This window comes from Nonomuraea sp. NPDC001831 (assembly GCF_042892035.1).
Classification (GTDB): Bacteria; Actinomycetota; Actinomycetes; order Streptosporangiales; family Streptosporangiaceae; genus Nonomuraea.
In genome coordinates, this window is the sequence record NZ_JBIATU010000004.1 from 215,327 (window position 1) to 235,454 (window position 20,128).

At 73.2% G+C, this 20,128-nt stretch carries 17 protein-coding genes and 1 pseudogene; 9 read left to right on the forward strand and 9 right to left on the reverse strand.

Annotated elements, in window-relative coordinates; translation table 11 throughout:
• Positions 1–4: 4 nt before the first annotated feature.
• Together ACFYYW_RS16200 and ACFYYW_RS16205 are read left to right on the forward strand one after the other, a co-directional pair.
• Entirely contained in the window at positions 5–406 is a 402-nt protein-coding gene (locus tag ACFYYW_RS16200; RefSeq protein ID WP_352325986.1) for an SgcJ/EcaC family oxidoreductase, read from the forward strand.
• A 1-nt stretch (position 407) separates the two neighbouring features.
• Positions 408–1,787 (forward strand): FAD-dependent oxidoreductase, encoded by a 1,380-nt coding sequence (locus tag ACFYYW_RS16205; protein ID WP_364392240.1) that lies wholly within the window; start codon positions 408–410, stop codon positions 1,785–1,787.
• Between the two features lie 63 nt (positions 1,788–1,850).
• Here the strand turns inward: ACFYYW_RS16205 and ACFYYW_RS16210 are convergent, their stop codons facing one another.
• Entirely contained in the window at positions 1,851–3,005 is a 1,155-nt protein-coding gene (locus tag ACFYYW_RS16210; RefSeq protein ID WP_352359654.1) for an epoxide hydrolase family protein, read from the reverse strand.
• Between the two features lie 41 nt (positions 3,006–3,046).
• Complete coding sequence (locus ACFYYW_RS16215) at positions 3,047–4,588, reverse strand: 4-hydroxyphenylacetate 3-hydroxylase N-terminal domain-containing protein (protein ID WP_352330770.1); 1,542 nt, start codon at positions 4,586–4,588, stop codon at positions 3,047–3,049.
• 153 nt (positions 4,589–4,741) lie between these two features.
• Between ACFYYW_RS16215 and ACFYYW_RS16220 the strand changes: the two genes are divergently transcribed.
• Together ACFYYW_RS16220 and ACFYYW_RS16225 are read left to right on the forward strand one after the other, a co-directional pair.
• Positions 4,742–5,734 (forward strand): methyltransferase, encoded by a 993-nt coding sequence (locus ACFYYW_RS16220; RefSeq protein WP_387649352.1) that lies wholly within the window; start codon positions 4,742–4,744, stop codon positions 5,732–5,734.
• Positions 5,731–6,942, forward strand: a complete 1,212-nt coding sequence (locus ACFYYW_RS16225) for a cytochrome P450 (protein WP_387649354.1) — start codon at positions 5,731–5,733, stop codon at positions 6,940–6,942. Before ACFYYW_RS16220 ends, ACFYYW_RS16225 begins: the two co-directional genes overlap by 4 nt.
• Positions 6,943–6,985: 43 nt before the next feature.
• On the opposite strand, the gene ACFYYW_RS16230 is transcribed toward ACFYYW_RS16225, so the two are convergent.
• Positions 6,986–7,825, reverse strand: a complete 840-nt coding sequence (locus ACFYYW_RS16230) for a hypothetical protein (RefSeq protein ID WP_387649356.1) — start codon at positions 7,823–7,825, stop codon at positions 6,986–6,988.
• 161 nt (positions 7,826–7,986) lie between these two features.
• On the opposite strand from ACFYYW_RS16230, the gene ACFYYW_RS16235 reads away from it, so the two are divergent.
• The 3 genes and pseudogenes from ACFYYW_RS16235 (at position 7,987) to ACFYYW_RS16245 (ending at position 12,201) form a co-directional block, all read left to right on the forward strand.
• Positions 7,987–11,151 (forward strand): S8 family serine peptidase, encoded by a 3,165-nt coding sequence (locus ACFYYW_RS16235; RefSeq protein ID WP_387649359.1) that lies wholly within the window; start codon positions 7,987–7,989, stop codon positions 11,149–11,151.
• A 90-nt stretch (positions 11,152–11,241) separates the two neighbouring features.
• Positions 11,242–11,736 (forward strand): annotated as a pseudogene (locus ACFYYW_RS16240) (AraC family transcriptional regulator); the annotation flags it as partial.
• A 60-nt stretch (positions 11,737–11,796) separates the two neighbouring features.
• Positions 11,797–12,201, forward strand: a complete 405-nt coding sequence (locus ACFYYW_RS16245; RefSeq protein WP_387650030.1) for a GlxA family transcriptional regulator — start codon at positions 11,797–11,799, stop codon at positions 12,199–12,201.
• A gap of 5 nt (positions 12,202–12,206) precedes the next feature.
• On the opposite strand, the gene ACFYYW_RS16250 is transcribed toward ACFYYW_RS16245, so the two are convergent.
• Complete coding sequence (locus ACFYYW_RS16250) at positions 12,207–13,622, reverse strand: FAD-binding oxidoreductase (protein WP_387649362.1); 1,416 nt, start codon at positions 13,620–13,622, stop codon at positions 12,207–12,209.
• A 49-nt stretch (positions 13,623–13,671) separates the two neighbouring features.
• Positions 13,672–14,577, reverse strand: a complete 906-nt coding sequence (locus tag ACFYYW_RS16255; protein ID WP_387649364.1) for an LLM class flavin-dependent oxidoreductase — start codon at positions 14,575–14,577, stop codon at positions 13,672–13,674.
• A gap of 199 nt (positions 14,578–14,776) precedes the next feature.
• On the opposite strand from ACFYYW_RS16255, the gene ACFYYW_RS16260 reads away from it, so the two are divergent.
• Together ACFYYW_RS16260 and ACFYYW_RS16265 are read left to right on the forward strand one after the other, a co-directional pair.
• Positions 14,777–15,499 (forward strand): SDR family NAD(P)-dependent oxidoreductase, encoded by a 723-nt coding sequence (locus ACFYYW_RS16260; protein ID WP_387649367.1) that lies wholly within the window; start codon positions 14,777–14,779, stop codon positions 15,497–15,499.
• Complete coding sequence (locus ACFYYW_RS16265; protein WP_387649370.1) at positions 15,489–16,019, forward strand: MarR family winged helix-turn-helix transcriptional regulator; 531 nt, start codon at positions 15,489–15,491, stop codon at positions 16,017–16,019. Before ACFYYW_RS16260 ends, ACFYYW_RS16265 begins: the two co-directional genes overlap by 11 nt.
• A 91-nt stretch (positions 16,020–16,110) precedes the next feature.
• Here ACFYYW_RS16265 and ACFYYW_RS16270 read toward each other — a convergent pair whose 3' ends face one another.
• The 4 genes from ACFYYW_RS16270 to ACFYYW_RS16285 form a co-directional block, all read right to left on the reverse strand.
• Positions 16,111–17,862: a hypothetical protein gene (locus ACFYYW_RS16270; protein ID WP_387649373.1), complete on the reverse strand. Its 1,752-nt coding sequence runs from the start codon at positions 17,860–17,862 to the stop codon at positions 16,111–16,113.
• A gap of 140 nt (positions 17,863–18,002) precedes the next feature.
• Entirely contained in the window at positions 18,003–18,941 is a 939-nt protein-coding gene (locus ACFYYW_RS16275; protein WP_387649376.1) for a hypothetical protein, read from the reverse strand.
• Positions 18,938–19,270, reverse strand: a complete 333-nt coding sequence (locus ACFYYW_RS16280; protein WP_352327610.1) for a helix-turn-helix transcriptional regulator — start codon at positions 19,268–19,270, stop codon at positions 18,938–18,940. Before ACFYYW_RS16280 ends, ACFYYW_RS16275 begins: the two co-directional genes overlap by 4 nt.
• 57 nt (positions 19,271–19,327) lie before the next feature.
• Positions 19,328–20,119 carry a hypothetical protein gene (locus ACFYYW_RS16285; protein WP_387649378.1) on the reverse strand — a complete coding sequence of 264 codons (792 nt, stop codon included), beginning with the start codon at positions 20,117–20,119 and terminating at the stop codon, positions 19,328–19,330.
• Between the last annotated feature and the right edge of the window lie 9 nt (positions 20,120–20,128).

Genomic DNA, 20,128 nt, shown 5'->3' on the forward strand with positions numbered 1-20,128 from the left:
CGCCATGACCACCGTGTCGGCCCCCGACCAGACCCTCGCCGTCGCCGCCCTGCCGCAGCAGATCATCGCCGCCTGGGCCGCCCACGACGCCGAGGCGTTCGCCGCCGTCTTCACCGAGGACGGCTCCATGATCCTGCCGGGCGTGTACCGCAAGGGCCAGGCCGAGATCCGCGCCTTCATGACCCACGCCTTCGCCGGGCCTTACCAGGGCACCCAGGTCACCGGGCAGCCCATCGACCTGCGCTTCCTCGCGGAGGACGTCTGCCTGCTGACCACCGAGGGCGGCGTGCTGGCGGCCGGCGAGAGCGCGGTCGCCCCCGAGCGCGCGGTCCGCGCCTCCTGGCTGGCCGTCCGCCGTGACGGGCAGTGGAAGCTGGCCGCCTACCAGAACAGCCCGCGTGACTGAGATGGCCGCTCACGTCGCACAGCGCGCGGTGGTGCTCGGCGGAGGCATGGCGGGGCTGCTGGCCGCGCGCGTGCTCGCCGAGCACTGCGCCGAGGTCCTGCTGGTGGACCGGGACACGCTGACCGGCGCGGCGGGCCCGCGCCGGGGTGTGCCGCACGGCTGCCACGCCCACGCCCTGCTGGCCCGCGGCCAGCAGATCCTGGACGAGCTGTTCCCCGGCCTCACCCAGCAGATGATCGACGACGGGGTGCCCGCCGGCGACCTCGCCACCAGCCTGCGCTGGTACTTCAACGGCCGCCGGCTGCGCCCGGCCCCCACCGGCCTGATCAGCGTCTCGGCCACCAGGCCCGTCCTGGAGGAGCAGGTCAGGAACCGGGTCTCGGCCCTGCCCAACGTGCGCTTCCTGGAGCGCACCGACATCCTCGGGCCGACCGCGACGCCGGCCCGCGACCGGGTCACCGGCGTCCGCGTGCGCGGGACGGACGGCGTCGAGCAGCACCTGGCCTGCGACCTGCTGGTGGACGCGACGGGCCGCGGCTCGCGCACCCCCGCCTGGCTCCAGGAGCTCGGCTTCCCCCGGCCGGACGAGGACCGCGTCAAGATCGGCCTGGCCTACACCACCCGCCACTTCCGCCTGCGCCGCGACCCCTACGGCGAGGACCTGTCGATCAACCCCGTCGCCTCGCCCGCGAACCCGCGCGGCGCGTTCTTCCCCAAACTGCCCGGCGACATGAGCATGCTCTCCCTCACCGGCATCCTGGGCGACCACCCGCCGGCCGATCTGGAGGGCTTCCTCGCCTTCGCCAAGTCCCTGCCCGTGCCCGACGTCTACGACGCCGTCCGCGACGCCGAACCGCTCGACGAGGGCGTCACCTTCACCTTCCCGGCCAGCGTGCGGCGCCGCTACGAGCGTCTGCCCGCCTTCCCCGACGGCCTGCTGGTGCTGGGCGACGGCGTGTGCAGCTTCAACCCGGTCTACGGCCAGGGCATGACCGTCGCCGCCATGGAGGCGATGATCCTGCGCGGGCACCTCCAGGCGGGCGCGGTGCCGCCGTGGCGGGCCTTCTTCAGGGACATCTCGCGGGTCATCGACGTCCCGTGGGACATCTCCGCCGGCGCCGACCTCGCCTTCCCCGGGGTGGAGGGGCGGCGTACCGCCAAGGTGCGCATCGGCAACGCCTACATGGCGCGCCTGCACGCCGCGGCGGCCCGCGACGGCGCGGTCACGGCCGCGTTCATGCGGGTGGCCGGGCTCGTGGACCCGCCGCAGACGCTCATGCGGCCCGCGCTCATGCTGCGGGTCCTGTGCCAGAGCGGCGGCGGCACCGCGCCGGCCGCCGCCCCCGAGCAGCGTCCGCAGGTGCCGCTGCTCAAGTCCTGACCCCGTCCGAACGACGAAAGGGACGCCGGCGGATCCCCGCCGGCGTCCCTTTCGCCGGTACGGCTACCGCAGCGAGCGGGCGAACGCGCGGACGTCGCCCACCAGCAGCTCCGGCTGCTCCATGGCGGCGAAGTGGCCGCCCCGCTCGAACTCGGTCCAGTGGCTGATCGTCGGGATGTCCCGGTCGGCCAGCCGGCGCACCGGCACGAAGATGTCCCTGGGGAAGACCGCCACGCCCACGGGCACGGTGATGGGCGGCGGACGGTGGCCCTCGGCGGCCATCTTCAGCCCCGCCGCGCCCTCGTAGTAGAAGCGCGCCGACGACCCGGCGGTCGCGGTCAGCCAGTAGATCGACACGTTGGCCAGCATCCGGTCCCGGTCCACGGCGTCCTCGGGCGACTTGTCGGAGTCCGTCCAGTCGTGGAACTTCTCCACGATCCAGGCGAGCTGCCCCACGGGCGAGTCGGTGAGCGCGTAGGCCAGCGTCTGCGGGCGGGTGGACTGCAGCTTCATGTAGCCCGACAGCTCCTCGTCGAACCGGGCCAGCCCGGCCAGCCGCCCCTGCTCGGCGGGCGTCAGGCCGGCCAGCTCGGCCGGGTCGCCCGAGGGGAAGGCCATCAGCATGTTGACGTGCGCGCCGATCACGTGCTCAGGGGCCAGCCTGGCCAGCTCCAGCGAGATCACCGCGCCCGCGTCGCCGCCCTGCGCCAGGTAGCGGTCGTAGCCCAGCCGGCGCATCAGCTCGGCCCACGCCAGCGCCACCCGGTACGGGTGCCAGCCCGCCTCCCTGGTGTGCCCCGAGAACCCGAACCCCGGGATCGACGGGATGACCAGGTGGAAGGCGTCGGCCGGGTCGCCGCCGTGCGCGCGCGGGTCGGTGAGCGGCCCGATCACGTCCAGGAACTCGGCGACCGAGCCCGGCCAGCCGTGCGTCAGCAGCAGCGGCACGGCCTGCGGCTCCGGCGAGCGCACGTGCAGGAAGTGCACGTCGGCGCCGTCGATCTCGGTCACGAACTGCGGGTGCCGGTTCAGCTCGGCCTCGGCCGCCCGCCAGTCGAAGCCGTGCCGCCAGTGGTCGGCCAGCTCCTTGAGGTAGCCCAGCGGCACGCCGCGCTCCCAGCCGGTGCCGGGCAGCTCGTCCGGCCAGCGGGTGGCGTCGATCCTGCGGTGCAGGTCGGCCAGGTCGGCCTCGGGGATGTCGATGCGGAATGGACGCATGGGTGGTCCGCCCTTCTCGTGTCAGGGGTGGGTCGAGCAGGTCAGCCGGTGCCGGTGCGCCGCAGCTCCTCGAAGGAGGACAGGTCGGGCACCGTCCAGCCGTCCAGGTCGTACTCGCCGAGGCAGCGGTCGACGAAGGCCGCGTACTCGTCGAGCTGGCCGCCGTTCATCTGCGAGAACAGCAGCTCGACCCGGGTGTTCTCGTGGTTGCCGCCGTAGTTGCGCTCGTAGAGCTCGTGGCGGCCGCCGAACTCCGAGCCGATCGCGTCCCACAGCAGCTTCATCACCTTGACGCGGCCCTCGGCGTCGGTGCCGTCCGAGCCGCGCAGGTATTTGTCCAGGTACGGGCGGATGTCGGGGTTCTTGAAGTCGGCCGCGCCGGAGTTGACGTAGATGAGCCCGCTGGCCACGTCCTGAAGGACGATCTCCTTGATCCGCGGGTAGCCGATCTGCATGAACCAGCGGTAGGCCAGGCCGTACTGCGGGTTGGGCAGCAGCGCGCCGTTGCGCCACTCCACCGGGTTGCGGGCGGCGGCGTCCGACAGCGCCCAGAACAGGTTGCGCCAGGCCAGCACCTCGCCGATCCGGGTCTGCACGCCGCGGAAGTCCTTGGTGCCGGTGATCTCCAGCGCCCTGACCAGCAGCCCGGCGATGAACTCCAGCTTGACCGCCAGCCGGGTGCAGCCGTGGAAGGTGAACCGCTCGGTGAAGCCCGACTGGCCGGTGAACAGCTGCGCCTTGCCGAGGTCGCCGTAGATGAACACGTTCTCCCAGGGGATGAGCACCTTGTCCAGGACGAGGATGCTGTCGTTCTCGTCCAGCCGGGAGGAGAGCGGGTAGTCGAACGGGCCGCCGGTCAGCGCCGCGTTCATGCCGTAGGACGGGCGGCAGATCAGCTTCAGGCCCTGCGCGTCCATCGGCACGGTGGCCACCAGCGCGAACTCGCGCTTCTTGACCGGCAGGCCGTAGTGGGCGATGAAGTTGTAGTGCGTCAGCGCCGAGCCGGTCGCCACCACCTTCGCGCCGCTCACCACGAGCCCCGCGTCGGTCTCCCGCTCGACGTGCACGTAGACGTCGTTGACCTCGTCCGGCGGCCGGTTGCGGTCGACCGGCGGGTGCACGATCGCGTGGTTCCAGAACAGCACCTTCTCCTGCGATTCGCGGTACCAGCGGCGGGCGTTGCCGTCGAAGGGCGCGTAGAAGCCGGCGTTGGCGCCGAGCGTGCCGAGGAAGGAGGCCTTGTAGTCGGGGCTGCGGCCCATCCAGCCGTAGCTCATCCTGGCCCACGTCGCGATGGCCCGCTGGTCGGCGACCAGGTCCTCGACTGTGCGCGGGGTGGTGAAGAAGCGGTGGGTGTAGCCCTCGCCGCCGCTGTCGGTGGGGCAGGTCAGCAGCTCACGGGTGCCGTCGGCGTGGAGGGCGTCGTAGAGCCTGGCGGTCATCCGCACCGGGTTGTGGAACGCCGGGTGCTCGGTGACGTCCTTGACACGGTCACCGTAGAGGTAGATCTCACGATCGTCACGCAGGCTCTCGACGTACTCGCTGCCCGTGAGCGGGCGGGTCTTCGGCGCGGCATCGGGCATCGGACATCTCCCTGGGCAGGCAGCACGGTGCATCCTCAGCGTGGCACCCGCGCCCGCGGCGGCCATCTCGCGATGTGCGCTGTTCCGCCGGCACGGGCGCGGGCGGCATTCTGGAAGGTGCCCGGGCCCGCGCCCCGGTGTGACGATGACCGCGTGACGGAGCATCGCCTGTGGGCGCTGGCCCACCTGGGAACCCCGATGGCGATCCGGGTGGCCGCGACGCTGAGGATCGCCGACCGGCTCGCCAAGGCGCCGGCCACCGGCGCCGAACTCGCCCCCGCCGTGGGCGCCGACCCCGGCGTGCTGGAGCGCCTCATGCGCTACCTGGCCGCCAGGGGAGTGCTCGGCCGGGACGACGACGGCAGGTACACGCTGACCGCGCTCGGCGAGGAACTGCGCGACGACCATCCGGCCGGGATGCGCGCCATGCTGGACATCGAGAGCTGGGAGGGCCGGGCCGAGCTGGCCTTCGCCCACCTGCTGCACAGCGTGCGCACCGGCGAGGCCGCCTTCCCCCGCCAGTTCGGCCGCTCGTTCTGGGAAGACCTGGCCGCCGACCCGGCCCGCGCCGCCGCGTTCGACGCGCGCATGGCCGCCGAGGTCCCCGGCCGGGCCCCCGCCATCGTTGCCGGCTACGACTGGGGCAGCCTCGGCCGGATCGTCGACGTCGGCGGCGGCGACGGATCCCTGCTCATCGCGCTGCTCACCGCCCACCCCGGGCTGCGCGGCACGGTCGTCGACCAGCCCGCCACCGCGCGGGCCGCCGCCGCGGCGCTGGCGGCCGCCGGCCTGTCCGGCCGCGGCGAGGCCGTGGCGGGCAGCTTCTTCGACCCGCTGCCGCCGGGCGCCGACGGCTACCTGCTGTCGTGGATCCTGCACGACTGGAGCGACGACGACGCCGCCGTCATCCTGGGCCGCTGCGCCGAGGCGGCCGGGCCGGGCGGCTCGGTCTTCGTGGTGGAGGACTTCGGCCCCGACGGCGAGTCGCCGCGTACCGGGATGGACCTGCGCATGCTCGTCTACTACGGCGGCCGCGAGCGTGCCGTCGCCGACCTGCGGGCCCTGGCCGCGCGGTGCGGCCTGGACGTCGCCTCGGTGCATCCGGCGGGCGCCTTGCGGATCGTCCGGCTGGTGGCACGCCCGTGAACCCCGCCGAGATCGTCGCCGCCCTGGTCGCCCCCGAGGGCCGCCGCGACCCCTACCCGCTGTACGAGCTGCTGCGCGCCCACGGCCCGGTCGTCCCGGTACGTCCCGGTCTCACGGTCGCCGTCGGGTACGCCGAGATCAACCGCGCGCTGCGCGACAACCGCCTCCGCGTCCAGGACGCCGCCGGGTACGACCACATCTATCCCGCCTGGCGCTCGCACTCCTCGCTGCGCGGCTACACCGACTCCATGCTGTACCGCAACCCGCCCGGCCACACCCAGACCCGGCGCCTGGTCAGCAGCGGCTTCACGCCCGCCCGGGTGGCCGGGATGCAGGAGTCGGTCGAGCGGATGGTCCACCGGCTGCTGGACCGGCTGGCCGACCTCGGCGCCGGCGGCACCCCCGTCGACTACATCGCCGAGTTCGCCTCCCGGCTGCCGATCGCCGTCATCAGCGCGCTCATCGGCGTGCCCGAGGACGACCAGAAGTGGTTCCGCCAGGTCGCCTCGGACCTGACGATCGCCCTGGAGGGCATCACCAACGTCTCCAGGCTGTCCATCGCCGACAAGGCCATGGACGAGCTGGCCGGCTACTTCGGCGAGCTGATCGACGACCGCCGCCGCCACCCCGCCGACGACATGCTGACCGCGCTCGTCCGCGCCCACGACGACGGCACCCGGCTCAGCCACGACGAGCTCGTGGGCAACCTCATGCTGCTGCTGACCGCCGGGTTCGAGACGACGAGCTTCCTGCTCGGGCACGGGCTGCGACTGGCGTTCGAGCATCCGGGCCAGGCCGCGCGGCTGCGCGCGGAGCCGGGGTTCGCCACCGCGTACGTGGAGGAGGTCCTGCGGTTCGAGGCGCCCGTCCAGGCGACCAGCCGGTGGGCCGAGACGGCGACCGACGTCTCGGGCGTCCCGGTGCCGGGCGGGACGAAGGTCGTCCTCATGCTCGCCGCCGGCAACCGGGACCCGCGCCGCTTCCCCGACCCGGACCGCTTCGACCCGGACCGTCCGGACGTCCAGCCGCTCAGCTTCGGCGCCGGGCCGCATTTCTGCCTGGGGGCGCCGCTGTCGCGCATGGAGGCCCGCATCGCGCTGCCGCTGCTCCTGCGGCGTTTCCCGGCGCTGTCCGCGGCCGAGCCGCCGGACCACCGCGACCGCTGGGTGGGCCGCGGCCTTCACCGCTTCCTCGTCACCACCTCCTGACCTCCAGGCGCCCGCAGGACGCCGTGCGGGCGTCAGGCGGCGGTCACGCCCTGACGCGCCCCCGCCGGGCCGCCGCCAAGGAGGCCGCCACGAGAACGGTGAGCACGCTCCAGTACAGGAAACCGCCCACACCGGTCACCAGCAGATTCTCGGCCAGATGCACCAGGCCGGGAACCAGGAAGACGGCGGCGGCCAGCGCCCAGCGGCCGTCCCGGGCGGCCAGCGTGGCGGCCAGCACCAGCAGCAGGACCACCACCTCGACGCCGGCCCGCGCGACGCCCCAGACCGGCTCGTACGCCGGCACCCGCGCGAGCTGCAAGGCCCAGCAGACCGGCGGGACGACCAGCCACCACGGCGACCGGGCCGGCATCGTCGCGCCCCACCATCGGCCCTTCCCCGGCGCGCGGCCCACCCCGGCCCGCCGGACGGCGAGCACCGCCGACGCGGCCGCGACCACCCAGTAGGGCGCGACCGGCGCGAGGTCGCCGTACAGCGGGCCGACGTCGACCACCGGGCCGTGGAGCCACCCCAGGACGACGGGCCAGCTCGTCAGCAGCGCGGCGATCGCCGCGAGAGGAGCCGCGACCCGCGTCCATCCCCGCACGAGCGCCACCGTCAGGACGACCCCGAGCACGGTCCACACCTTGTACGTGAGGTAGGGCAGGACGGGCAGCTGCGCCACGGTGACGACCGCCACGGCCAGCGCGCCGAGGTGCAGGCCGTCGGCCCACCCCGGCACCCCGCCCGCCCGGGCGGCCCGCACGCGCACGGCGAACCCGCCCGCCAGCAGAGACAGCGTCTCGCGGAGCGCCGGCCGCCGGGCCCCGGCCGGGCGGTCGCAGGACGAGCGCGGCGGCGCGCCGCAACCGGGTCGCTCCCGCACGGTCGGCCCCCTTCCCTGCGCTGCTCACTGAGAGCCTGCCGCAAATGTCGCACAGGTGGATCGATCCCTCAATGCCGGCCGGTTGGCGACGTGGCTCATAACGCTTCACGACGGTTCGTCCAAGTAGGGGTGTGGCATTCAGAACTTTGCGAACAGGATTGGTGACCGCCGTACTGGCCGGTTCCCTGGGGGCCGTCACGGCTCAGGAACCCTCACTCGCCGCGGCCCCGGCAGGGTCCGGGCCGGTCGTGTCGGGCAGCGTGACGCTCCTGACCGGGGACAAGGTGACGGTCAGCGGCCGGGGCCACCGGGTGGAGAGCGCCCCCGGACGGCAGGTCCGCTACTCGACGCAGTTCCGCGACGGACACCTCCACGTGATCCCCTCGGACGCGCTCCCGCTCCTCAGCGAGGGACTGCTCGACGAGCGGCTCTTCGACGTCACCCAGCTTCTCGCATGGAGGTACGGCGACGCCGACACGGACGAGATCCCCCTGATCAGTCAGGCCCCGGGGCAGCAGCCGGCCCCGACGCTGACCGGGACCCGCCTGACCCGCAAGCTCGACGACCTCGGCGCGGCGGCCGTGCGGGTGCCGAAGAGCACCGCCGCGCGGACGTGGCGGAACCTGGTGAGCGGGAGCCGTGCGCCGGCCGCGGGCAAGGGCAGGATCTGGCTCGACGGGCGCCGCTCCTTCTCGCTGGACCGCAGCACCGCGCAGATCGGCGCGACCGAGGCGTGGAAGCAGGGGTTCACCGGCCAGGGCGTCACGGTGGCCGTGCTCGACAGCGGCTACGACGCCGGTCATCCCGATCTCAAGGGCGTCGTCACCCAGGAGCGCAACTTCTCCGACGAGCCGGACATGACCGACCGCGTCGGCCACGGCACGCACGTCTCCTCGATCGTCGCCGGGGCCGGGGAGAAGTACCGAGGCGTCGCGCCGGGGGCCCGCATCGCCATGGGGAAGGTGGGCGGCGTGAACGGCATCACCGACTCGGCGTTGCTGGCCGGCATGGAGTGGGCCGCCACCGAGGTCCGCGCCAAGGTCGTCAACATGAGCCTCGGCACGGTGGACGAACCCGGTGACGACCCCGTCGAGCAGGCGATCAACACCCTGTCGGAACGGACGGGCACGCTCTTCGTGGTGGCGGCCGGCAACGGCGGCGGCGAAGGGTCCGTGACCAGCCCGTCCACCGCGGACGCCGCGCTCTCGGTGGGCGCCGTCGACCGGTCGGACCGGGTGGCCGCGTTCTCCGACAGGGGGCCCAGAACGGGCGATCACGCGATCAAGCCCGAGATCACCGCCCCCGGCGTGGACATCGTCGCCGCCGCGGCCGAGGGCACCGCCGACGGGCCCCATGTGGCGCACAGCGGGACCTCCATGGCCGCGCCGCACGTGAGCGGCGCGGCGGCGGTCCTCGCCCAGCGACACCCCGGCTGGACCGGGCAGCAGCTCAAGGCCGCGCTGGTCGACAGCGCCAGCCCCACCAGCGGCACCGGCCCCTACGAGCAGGGCGCCGGACGGGTGGACGTGCCCCGCGCCCTGGCGCAGCCGGTGGTCGCCGCACCCGCCACCGTCTGGGCCGCCTTCCCGTGGCGGCACACCGGCGGCGACCGGGCGACCCGGACGATCACCTACACCAACGACGGGGACGCCCCCGTCACCCTGAACCTCACGACCGACACCGACGTGCTGAAGCTGCCGCAGGACAAGCTGGAGGTCCCGGCGGGCGGGCAGGCGTCCCTCACCCTCACCCTCGACGTCACCGGCAAGCCCGCCGGCGACTACCCGGGCGTGCTCACCGCCGCCTCCGGCGACACGATCCTCCGTACGCCGGCGGGCGCGTACGTCGAACCGGAGTCCCACGACGTCACCGTCAGCACGGTCGCCAGGTCGGGCGCCGCGCCCGCCGTGGTGTTCGGCATGGTCTACGACCAGGCGAGCGGTGACCAGCGGATCCTCAACTTCCGCGGCGGGGTGGCGAAGGTACGGCTCCCGAAGGGCGCCTGGAACCTCTACACCGAGATCTACGACTTCGACCCCTTGGTCCTGACGACCGGACACCGGCCGCTCCCGGTCGGCGACGACGACCTGCGCGTCACGGTCGACGCGCGCGAGGGCAGGCAGGTCCGGTTCGCCGTGGACGACCCCACCGCCGTGCCCGACCAGGTGTTCGGCCTCTACCTCGCCAACGGTCCGTGGCAGTACGGCTGGTACGCCCTCGGTCAGGACCCCAATGACGGCAACTACGTCATTCCGGTCCGGCAACCCGGGCTCACCTACGAGTCCTGGACCGTCTGGCACAGGAAGGACACCGCGCCCAGCCCGTACCGGTACGACCTCGTCGACCGCCGCACCGGCGGCATCCCGGACGACCCCACCTATTCCGCCCGGACCAGGGACCTGGTCAAGGCGTCCGAGACGTTCCGCTCCACGGGCGCGGCCGGCACGGGCACCATGTGGACGGGACCGCTGGACCCGGCCGGCCTCGGGGCGCTCACCCTGCCCACCAGGGACCTCTCGCTGCCCTCCGCCATGACGCACTACCGCAGCCCCGGGCTCGCCTGGTCCTCGGAGTTCCAGACGGGCGGTGCCCGGCAGATCGGCACCAGCCCGGTGCGCGAGCACGCCTTCTCCGAGGTCTGGAACGCGGCGGTCGCCGGCCCGTCGTTCGCCACGCCCGGCGGCAGCCGTACCGGGGACACGCTGCGATTCCTCGCGGGCCGGCTCTACACCGACGGCGTCGCGGGGCTGACCGGCATGGACGCCGCCGCCACCGGCACCCTGACCCTCTCCCGCGACGGCAGGCAGCTCGCCACCAGCGACATCGCCGGGTGCGCGCCGGGCGACAGCGACCGGTGCGCGCTGTCCGCGACGCTGCCGCAGGACGCCGGCACCTACACCCTCGCCGCGTCCTCGCGCAGGGACGCGGCCGTGAACGCCCTGTCCACAGGGGTCGACGCCGTCTGGACGTTCCGCTCGGCCCGTACGGCGCAGGCCACGCCCCTGCCGCTGACGGCGGTCAGGTACGCGCCCAGGGGACTCGACACCGCGAACCGGGCCAGACCGGGGTCACGAACTCCGCTGTCGATCTGGACCGAACGCAACCCCGGCGCCCGCGGCGCCGCGGTGCGCACGGTCAAGCTGGAGTTCTCCACCGACGACGGCGCGACGTGGCAGCCCGTCAGCACCCGGGCGGCCGCCTCCGGCTGGACGGCGACCATCCCCAACCCGGGCTCGCCGGGGTTCGTCTCCCTGCGCGCGACGGTCAAGGACACCGCCGGTGACGGCGTCACCCAGACGGTGACCCGCGCCTACGCGGTCGGCTGACCGGTCCCGGGCCGCGGGACGGGCGACGTCCCGCGGCCCGGTCCTCGCCCGGGGACGTGCCGCCGCGGCGCGCCCCCGCGCGTCGCCGTACTCGCCCTCGACGGGGTCCTGCCGCTGGACCTCGGCATCCCGGCCCGGGTGTTCAACGCGGCCCGCGCACCGGACGGAACCCCGCTGTACTCCGTCAGCACCTGCTCACTCGGCGGCCGGCCGGTGCGCACGCACGAGGACTACCAGATCGTCGTCGCCCACGACGAGTCGCTGCTGGAGACCGCGGACACCGTCGTCATCGCCACGCAGGAGCCCGGCGAGCACCTGCTCGCGACCGGCGCGCTGCCCGAGGAGCTCGCCGCGGCGCTCGACCGGATAGGCCCGCGGACCCGCATCGTCAGCCTGTGCACCTCCGCCTTCCTGCTCGCGTCGGCCGGTCTGCTGGACGGCCGGCGAGCCACCACGCACTGGACGCTGTGCGACACGCTCGCGCGGCTGTTCCCCGCCGTCGAGGTCGATCCGGACGTGCTGTTCGTCGACAACGGACGCATCCTCACCTCCGCCGGCGGCGCGGCCGGCATCGACCTGTGCCTGCACCTGGTCCGTCTGGACCACGGGGCGGCGGTGGCCTCCACCGCCGCCCGGCACTGTGTGGTGGCGCCGTGGCGCGAGGGCGGGCAGGCGCAGTTCATCGAGCACCCGGTTCCGCCGGACACCGGGCGTTCCACCTCGGCGACCCGGCAGTGGGCGCTGGACCGGCTGGCCGAGCCGGTCACCTTGGAGGACATGGCCGCGCACGCGCACATGAGCGTGCGCACCTTCACCCGGCGCTTCCGCGGCGAGGTGGGCAGCAGCCCGCAGAAGTGGCTGGCTCAGCGGCGGCTGGCGCACGCGCGGCTGCTGCTGGAGTCCACCGACCTGAGCGTCGCGCGGATCGCCGCCGCCTGCGGCTTCGGCGACCCCGTCGCCCTGCGCAAGCACTTCCACACGTACCTGGGCCTGTCACCGCTGGCCTACCGTCGCGCCCACAACGCACCCGAGCCGACGACGGCACGGTGAGCGACTCAGCGGCGAGCCGGCGGGATGTTGTGGTTGAAGCGGAACATGTTGCCGGGGTCGTGGGCCGTCTTGACGGCGACCAGCCGCTCGTAGGCCTCCGGGGTGAACGCCTGGCGCACGTCCTCCGGGTCGGTGTGGGCGACGCCCGCCATGAAGTTGAGCGTGCGCGTCCCGCTGTTCCACGGGGCGAGCGTCCGGACGACCCGGTCCTGCCCGGCGTGTACGGCCTCGTCCGCGCCGATGCCGAGGACCCCGGCGGAGTACACCTGGAACTGGTCGGGGGTGCGCGCGACCGCGTTCGGCAGGCGCGGCGGCCGGGCCAGGGCGCCCCCGAGATGACGGATCTCGATGCCGACCGCGCTGTCCGACCCGGGGCCCACCAGCGCCAGGATCGCCTCGACGGCGTCGTGGTCGAGGTGGGTGAGCCGGAAGTTGTCGATGTGGTACGAGCCGGGCGTCGGCGGATCGTTGTGGATGGTGCCGACCTCGGTGTACGGGATGTCGGCGACCGTGTCGAGCAGCGGCGTGGCGATCTCGCGCAGCGGCTTGACCAGCCGGGCGCCGTCCTGCGGCGAGCCGAGGTAGCTCAGGCGCAGGTGCATGGCGAAACGCCCGCGCAACTCCTCGGGGACCTCGGGCACATCGGGCCAGGGCATCATGAGGAAGGAGGAGCTGAGCTCGTCGGGCGCCTCGGTGACCCAGGTGCGGTAGAAGTGCAGCACGTCACGGATCGACTCGGCCGGGAAGTACAGGCCGCCGCCGTAGATCCGCGACACCTCCACCAGACCCACCTCGAGTGCGGTGACCACGCCGAAGTTGCCCTTGCCGCCGCGCAGCGCCCAGAACAGGTCGGTGTTCTCCTCCTCCGAGGCGGTGCGCAGCTCGCCGTCGGCGGTGACGACCTCGATGGAGCGGACGTGGTCGGCGGCGTAACCGTGGCGGCGGGACAGGACGCCGATGCCGCCGCCCAGCGTGTAGGAGACGGCGCCGACGAACGGCGCCGAGCCGTTCAGCGGGGCCAGGCCGTGCCGGGCGGCGGACCCGATGACCTCCCGCCACAGCACGCCCGCCTCCAGCCACGCGGTGCGGCGCCCGGGGTCGACCCGGTGGCCGTCCATGCGCCGCGTGGAGATGAGCACGGCCCCGTCGGCGGGCAGCCCCACGCCGTGGCCGGTGGCCTGTACGGCGACGCCCAGGCCGTGGTCGCGGGCGAAGCGCACCGCGGCCACCACGTCGTCGGCGCCCGCCGCGCCGACGACGACGGCCGGGTGGTGGACGACGGAGCGGTCGAAGCCCTCCGCCTCCTCGGCGTACCCCGGGTCGCCGGGGAGGAGGACCGGGCCCTTGACGCTGCCGGCGAGTCCCGTCACGGCCCCGGCGGTCAGCGTGGGGCCGGCCGTCGGCCGGATCTGCTCGATCACTGCATGTCCTTACGTGTCGTCGGTCGGGTGGCGTGTCGGCCGGTCCAGGTCAGCCCGTGGTGAACTGGAACGTCGGGTTGCACCGGGCCCCCACCCGCTCCAGCGCCTCGGCCAGCAGGTGGACCTGGTCCAGGGAACTGCCGGCCGGGTAGAGCACCAGGTCGTCGACGCCCGCGTCCGACAAGGCGATCAGCTCCTTGAGCAGGCGCTCGTCGGAGTCGAGCGAGTCGGCGCGGACCGCGTCGTAGTACGGCGACTCCTTGGAGCCGTAGTAGTGGGCCACGTACTCGTCGGTGAGCTGGACGGCCTCGGGACCGCAGCAGAAGTAGCGGCCGGTGAGGATGTGCGGCTTGCCGGGCCGCCCGGCCGTGGCCCAGGCCTCCGTGACGCCCTGCACGCCCTTCACCAGCAGGTCCAGGCTCAGCGTCGGCGCCACCCAGCCGTCGCCGAATCGGGCGGCGCGGGCGTAGCCCGCCGGGATCAGGCCACCGATGAGCAGCTTGGGACGGCCCTTGCCCGGCAGCGGGGTGGGGCCGGAGATGCTGGTGACCTCCCCGTCCCAGACGCGGCGCAGCTCGGTCAGGGTCTCGTCGAAGATCTTGCCGTGGCCCTTGTCGGGAGCGCCGCTGAGGGTGAAGTCGTCCGGCCAGCCTCCGATGCCCAGGCCCGCCGTGAGCCGGCCCTGCGAGATCAGGTCGACGGTGGCGAGCTGCTTGGCGAACAGGATCGGGTTGCCCCGCCATCCGACGTTCAGCACGCTGGTGAACAGCTGGACGCGCTCGGTCACCGCCGCGGCGACGCCGAGGGAGACCAGCGGGTCAAGGATGTCGTAGACCAGGCGGTCGATGGATCCCAGGGAGTGGAAGCCGAGGCGCTCGCTGTCCTCCGCCCACTGCTTGACCTCCCGCGCAGGACGTCCGGGAACGGCGATCGGCAGACCGATTCCTATATTCACGAGCACTCCGTCTCAAGATCTCACTACGGCACAACGATGCGGACGGTCCGTTTCCGGCCGTCCTCATGCGCCCCCGTGGCGCACAGCCATGACGCTATTCAGGAAGATCGGCATCGGTCTTGTACGGATCGGACACGAGGGCGGGCACGCCCGACGGGTGTAGCCTGACTTTAGGGCTAAACTCGGAGGAGGAATGAACATGACGCGCACGATCGTGGTCAGCGGCGGCGGCACCGGCATCGGCAGGGCGGTGGCGGCCCGCTTCGCGGCCGACGGGGACCAGGTGGTGATCATCGGCCGTCGCGCCGACGTGCTGGAGAAGACGGCCGCCGAGATCGGCGCCCTCGCTCTGCCCGCCGACCTCAGCGAGCCGGCCGACGTCGAACGGGTGCGCGGCGACCTGGCCGAACGGTTCGGCGGGATCGACGTCCTGGTCAACAACGCCGGCGGCAACGTCGAGGGGCGCGGCGGCGTCGGCGACCTCGCCGAGCGGTGGACGGCCAACTTCCGGGCCAACGTGCTGACCTCGGTGCTGCCCACCGAGGCGCTGCGCGACCTGCTCAACCCGGCCGGGCGGGTGGTGTTCCTCAGCTCGATCGCGGCCCTGCGGGGCTCGGGCGGCACGTCGTACGGGCCGATGAAGGCAGCGCTGCACCCGTACGCCTACGATCTCGCCGCCGCCCTCGGGCCGCGCGGCATCACGGTGAACGTGGTCGCGCCGGGGTTCATCGAGGACACCGAGTTCTTCGGCGGCGCTCTGGACGACGACCGCCGCGCCACCCTCGTCGCCCAGACCTGCACCGGCCGCGCCGGGACGCCGGGAGACGTCGCCGAGACCGTCCACTGGCTCGCCTCGCCCGGCGGCGGTCATGTCACCGCCCAGGTCGTCCAGGTCAACGGCGGCGCCGAACGTGGCCGCTGACCTGCCCCGCGACGGAGCCGACGCGATCCAGGACGCCTGGCGGCGTGAGCTGCCGGGCGTCCCGGTGGAGTCGATCGGGGTCATCACCCGGATCTGGTGGGCCGCCAAGGTCTTCGGCGACGAGCGCCGCCGCCTGCTCGCCCGCCTCGGCGTGGACGTCGCCACGCTGGACCTGCTGTCCACCCTGCGCCGTTCCGGGCCGCCGTACCGGATGAGCCCCGGCGCGCTGGCCGAGGCGTGCATGGTGACGCGCGGCGCGATCACCCAGCGCGTGGAGCGGGCCGTCACGGCGGGACTGGTCGAACGGACCACCGCCGGAACGGGCTACCACACCCGCGCGGTCATCCTCACCGAGGCCGGCCACGCCCTGCTCGACCGCGTCGTGGCCGGTCTGCTCACCGCAGAGGACCGTCTCCTCGGCCACCTGCCGGTCCAGCGGCGCGAGCAGCTCGCCGACCTCCTGCGCGAACTCCTGGCCGGGTTCGGCGGCCCCGAGCCGACCGGCCAGGTAGGCGACTGACTCCCGGACGGCGGCAGGTCCCTGGCAACGCGGCACTACCTGGTCGCTGCCGAACGGAACCCTCGGGGAAGCCCGCCGCCCCCGGCGATCCTCACTGCATGAGCTGAGCAGCGTTGATCTTCACCTCGTAGACGTCGCGGTACGGGCTCGACCCACCTCCCACAGGCCACAGGTAGGGCAGCGGCTGGGTCAGGTCGAAGGAGATGGTCGGGTTGGTCGGCTGGACGGTGTCGACCGGATAGATGGTCCACCGCGGCGTCTGGTCCGGCGTGCCCGTTCCCGGGCTGGGCTGGGAGCTGGGCTGTGAGCTGGGCTGGGGCTCCGGGTGGAAGGGCGGCGGGTCGATGTTCACGTAGGTCATGGTCGAACGCGGGCCCACGTTGGGGGTGCTGGTGCCGCCGCCTCCGCCGCCGGTGCCGCCGGTCGACCCGCCGCTCTGGGTGGCCTTGGCGGGCAGATAGTGACGGTCGCTGGGACCGCCGTCGCACGGCTGCGCCGCCCTGGCCGGTGGGGGCGCCCCGTCGGCCGCCTTGAGCCGCAGCCCGAGCTCACCGGCGATCATCAGGGCGTAGTGACCCGCCAGCGCCTTCTGCCCCTCCTGGTTGGGATGCCCCGACTGCTGCGTCCTGTTGAATTCGTCGCCTCCCTCGGCGGGGGTCCAGCTGATGCTGCGAACGTAGGGGGTCCTGGTCCCCAGCTCGTGGCCGGCGAAGGCGTTCGCGAGGTCCAGCACGTCGGCGGCGATCCCGTGGTCGGCCAGGACCTGCTGCGCCTTCTTGATGGAGGCGGTCAGCCGAGGTCCGAGAGTGCGGAGCGGCTCCAGGTCCGCCGAGGTCACCAGCCATCCCATCAGGCCTCCCGGTGTGAGACCCTGCGCCAGGGGCTGGGGATAGTTGACCATCATGATCCTGGCCTTGCCGCTGGTGGCGACGTTCATCGCCCGCACCAGTTGCACCAGACGCGCCGAGAGGGTCGTCGGCTGCGTCAGCGGGCGGACGAACGGCGGACGCGGCGGCTCCGAGTCCGCCCATTCCTGCGCGGAGGTGCGGGTGACGTCGAGCAGCGGCGCGACCTCCGCCACGATGCTGTCCCGGGAGCCGATGTTCTTCTGGAGCAGGGCCTCCAGCATGGGCCCGAAGCGGGCGTCGTTGCCGCCGAAGCCGGAGATCACCAGGTCGGTGGCGGCGTCCAGCCCTTCGTTCTGCGGCGGGTTGACGCGGCCGTGGTCGTTCTGGCCCACGAAGAAGTGCTCGGTGGCCGCGCCGGAGGAGGCGTTGAAACGCACGTCGAAGAAGACCTCGGGGTTGGCGCGCCGCAGCAGGTCGATGGCCTGCACGACCGCGGCGTTGGCCGAGCGGTGACGGAAGTCCTCGGCGTAGTCGGCCTCGGTGTGGCCCTCCGCCGGGATGCGGCCGCCGTTGGGCCCGGGAAGGAAGCGCATGGGTTCGGGGAGGAAGCCGCGCTTGTTGTAGTAGTTTCCCGCCCCCTCTCCCGACATGTACGAGTCGCCATTGATGACGATCTTCACGACCCGCTGCCCCGGCCGGGGGACGCCCTGGCGGAACTGGACGGGCTTGTCGTCCCCCCAGAACGGCGGCCCGCCCGGCCCGCCGCCCACCGGCGGGCAGGTGTCGGTCGGCGCGTACCGCTGAGCCAGGTACTCCAGGCCGCCGACGGCGGGCAGGTTCGCCAGCGATTCGGCGTCGTAGTCGTCGAGCAGCGGGACGTCGGTGATGGGGGCGGCGCTCGCGGGAGTGAAGCCGGAGCTCGCGACCAGGGCCATGGCCAGGGCCCCCGCGGTGAGGGCGCGGGGCAGGGGCCACCGTAAGGATCTTCGGGTCATGCCGTCAACTATGAGCAACCCTCACGTGGCCTGCCTCCTGCTGAGGAACGAGCCCGCTTCTCCGCCGACTGGCCGCCCGCCCTCCTGCGACAGGCCGGTACCCCGGCCGGCGAGCCCGACGTGCTCCCGGAGCCTGCGCCTCAAGAAGCCGGGGCTCGTCTCAGCTTTCGCCGCCGCCGGGTCAAGGCGGCCGCGGCGGTGAAGGCCAGGGCCGCGCATCCGAGTTGGGCAAGGGCCGTGACGGCCGGCACCGACGGCAGGTCACCGAGGTCGCCGAGGGCCGCCGCGGGCACGAACAGCAACAGCGCCGCCCGCCGCCCCACGGCCGACCGGCACGCGTACCCGGCGGCCAGCCCGACCACGACGAGCCAGGGCACGGGTTTCCAGCTCACGACGTCCTGGTGGGCGATCACGTCCACCCAGCGCACGATGGCCTTGCTGGCGGTCAGCCCGGCCACGGCGAGCGGCCCCCACAGCAGGAACGCGCGCCGGGGAACGACCGCGATCGCGCGGTACGCCACGGGCGCGAAGGCGATGACGACGGTCGCGAGCCGGGCCAGCAGGACCAGGCCGTGGTTGGGGAACAGCAGCGTGTCCACATCCAGCAGGTAGGGGTCGTCGGCCAGTTCCAGCATGAGCGCGACCAGCGCGACCACGGCGATCCATCGCCGGGCGAGCAGCACGGCCAGCACCGGAAGGGCCGCGACGACGATCGGCTCGGCCAGGTACAGCATCCAGGCAGGCCGCTCCACAGCGGCGGCCCCCACGTTCGCCACCGCTTCGGCGCCCTGGAGCACCGCTGTCGCCAGCGCACCTGTGAGCATCAGGAACGGCCACAGCGCCACGGCGAGCGCCAGCCCGGCGCGCCACGCCGGCGTGGACACCGGGCCGAAGGCACGCCGCCCGTGGACGCGCAGCGCGCCCCACAATAAGTCCGCCGCGTCGGCCAGATGAGGACGGGTCTGGCCCGGCCGCGCACCGGCGAGCAGCACGCCGATCATCTCTTCCTCGTGCCGCGCCCGATGGTCGCGTGGGTAGGTGGCCAGGAGACGGCGGTAGCGGGATTCGAGCAGGCTCATGCCGTTCCTCCCGAGCCGATCGCGCGCAGGCGTACGGTGGCCGCCTTGGCGTGCCGGCGCATGCGCTCGGCCTCCGCCGCCAGCCTCGCGGCGCCGTCGCCGGTCAGCCGGTAGTAGCGGCGCACCCGGCCGTCGACGATCTCTTCCCGGTCCTCGGCGATCAGGCCCTCTTCCTGGAGCCGGTCGAAGGCCGCGTACAGGGTGCCGGCACGCAGGCGAACCTGGCCGTCGGAGATGCGCTCCACGTCGGTGATGACGCCGTATCCGTGTTGTGGACCGGCGGCCAGCGCGGTCAGGATCAGGAAGGTCGGCTCCTGCATCGATCTCATGTGATCAATATATACCGGTCATCGGCCTATGGAACGAGCGGCGCTCCGAAGGGGGCTCTAGCGGCGGCGGCCCGTGGACCTCCTGGTGCAGGTGGTGCAGCGGCCGGTCCACGACGGCGTCGAGCCGCCGTCGTCGTTCGCGCAGGAGCCGCCGATCGTCATCGAGCAGGTTCCGCTGTAGGTGCGCGTACGGGTGCCGGCGTCATCGGTGACGGCCGGGGGCTCTTCCTCGACGACCATCGCCTTGCTGCCCTTGCCGCCGCTCGGGCGCGCCTTGAACGACTCGGAGTACTCGTTCGAGAAGTAGGAGCCTTTCGCGGCCTTCCTGCCGACCGCGGGGATCTGGCGGGAGAGCGGAAGGTAGTACCAGCCGTAACCGGACCTGTCGTTCTCGCAGTGCTTGTCGGCGGCGCGGACCCGGGTCTCCTCGCGGACGCAGATCTCGATGCGGTCGTCCCTGTCCAGGATCATGTTCGTCACGCCCTTGCCGCCCTTCTTGGGGGCTCGGTACGTCAGGCCGTCGTACTCGCCGGTCGTTCCCTTCCCGACCTTCCTGCCGATGGCGGGGATCCTCGCGGTGGCGGGCAGGAGGCGGCGGGCGTAGCCCTTCTCCTTGTCGTCGCAGAGCTGGTAGTCGACCCTGATCGAGGTGGCCTTCCTGACGCAGACCTCGACGCGGTCCTCTTCCGCGTCTTCCGCGTCGTCCGTGCTGTCTGCCGAGGGGTCGCCGCTCCACGCCTGCGGGGGCTGGACGGCCTGCTCGGGGGCGGGGGGTGAGGCCGAGCATCCCGCGGCGAGGAGAAGTGCCGCCAGGGAGATGCAGGCGAGGCGTAAGACGGTCGGCGACAAAGGGCCCAC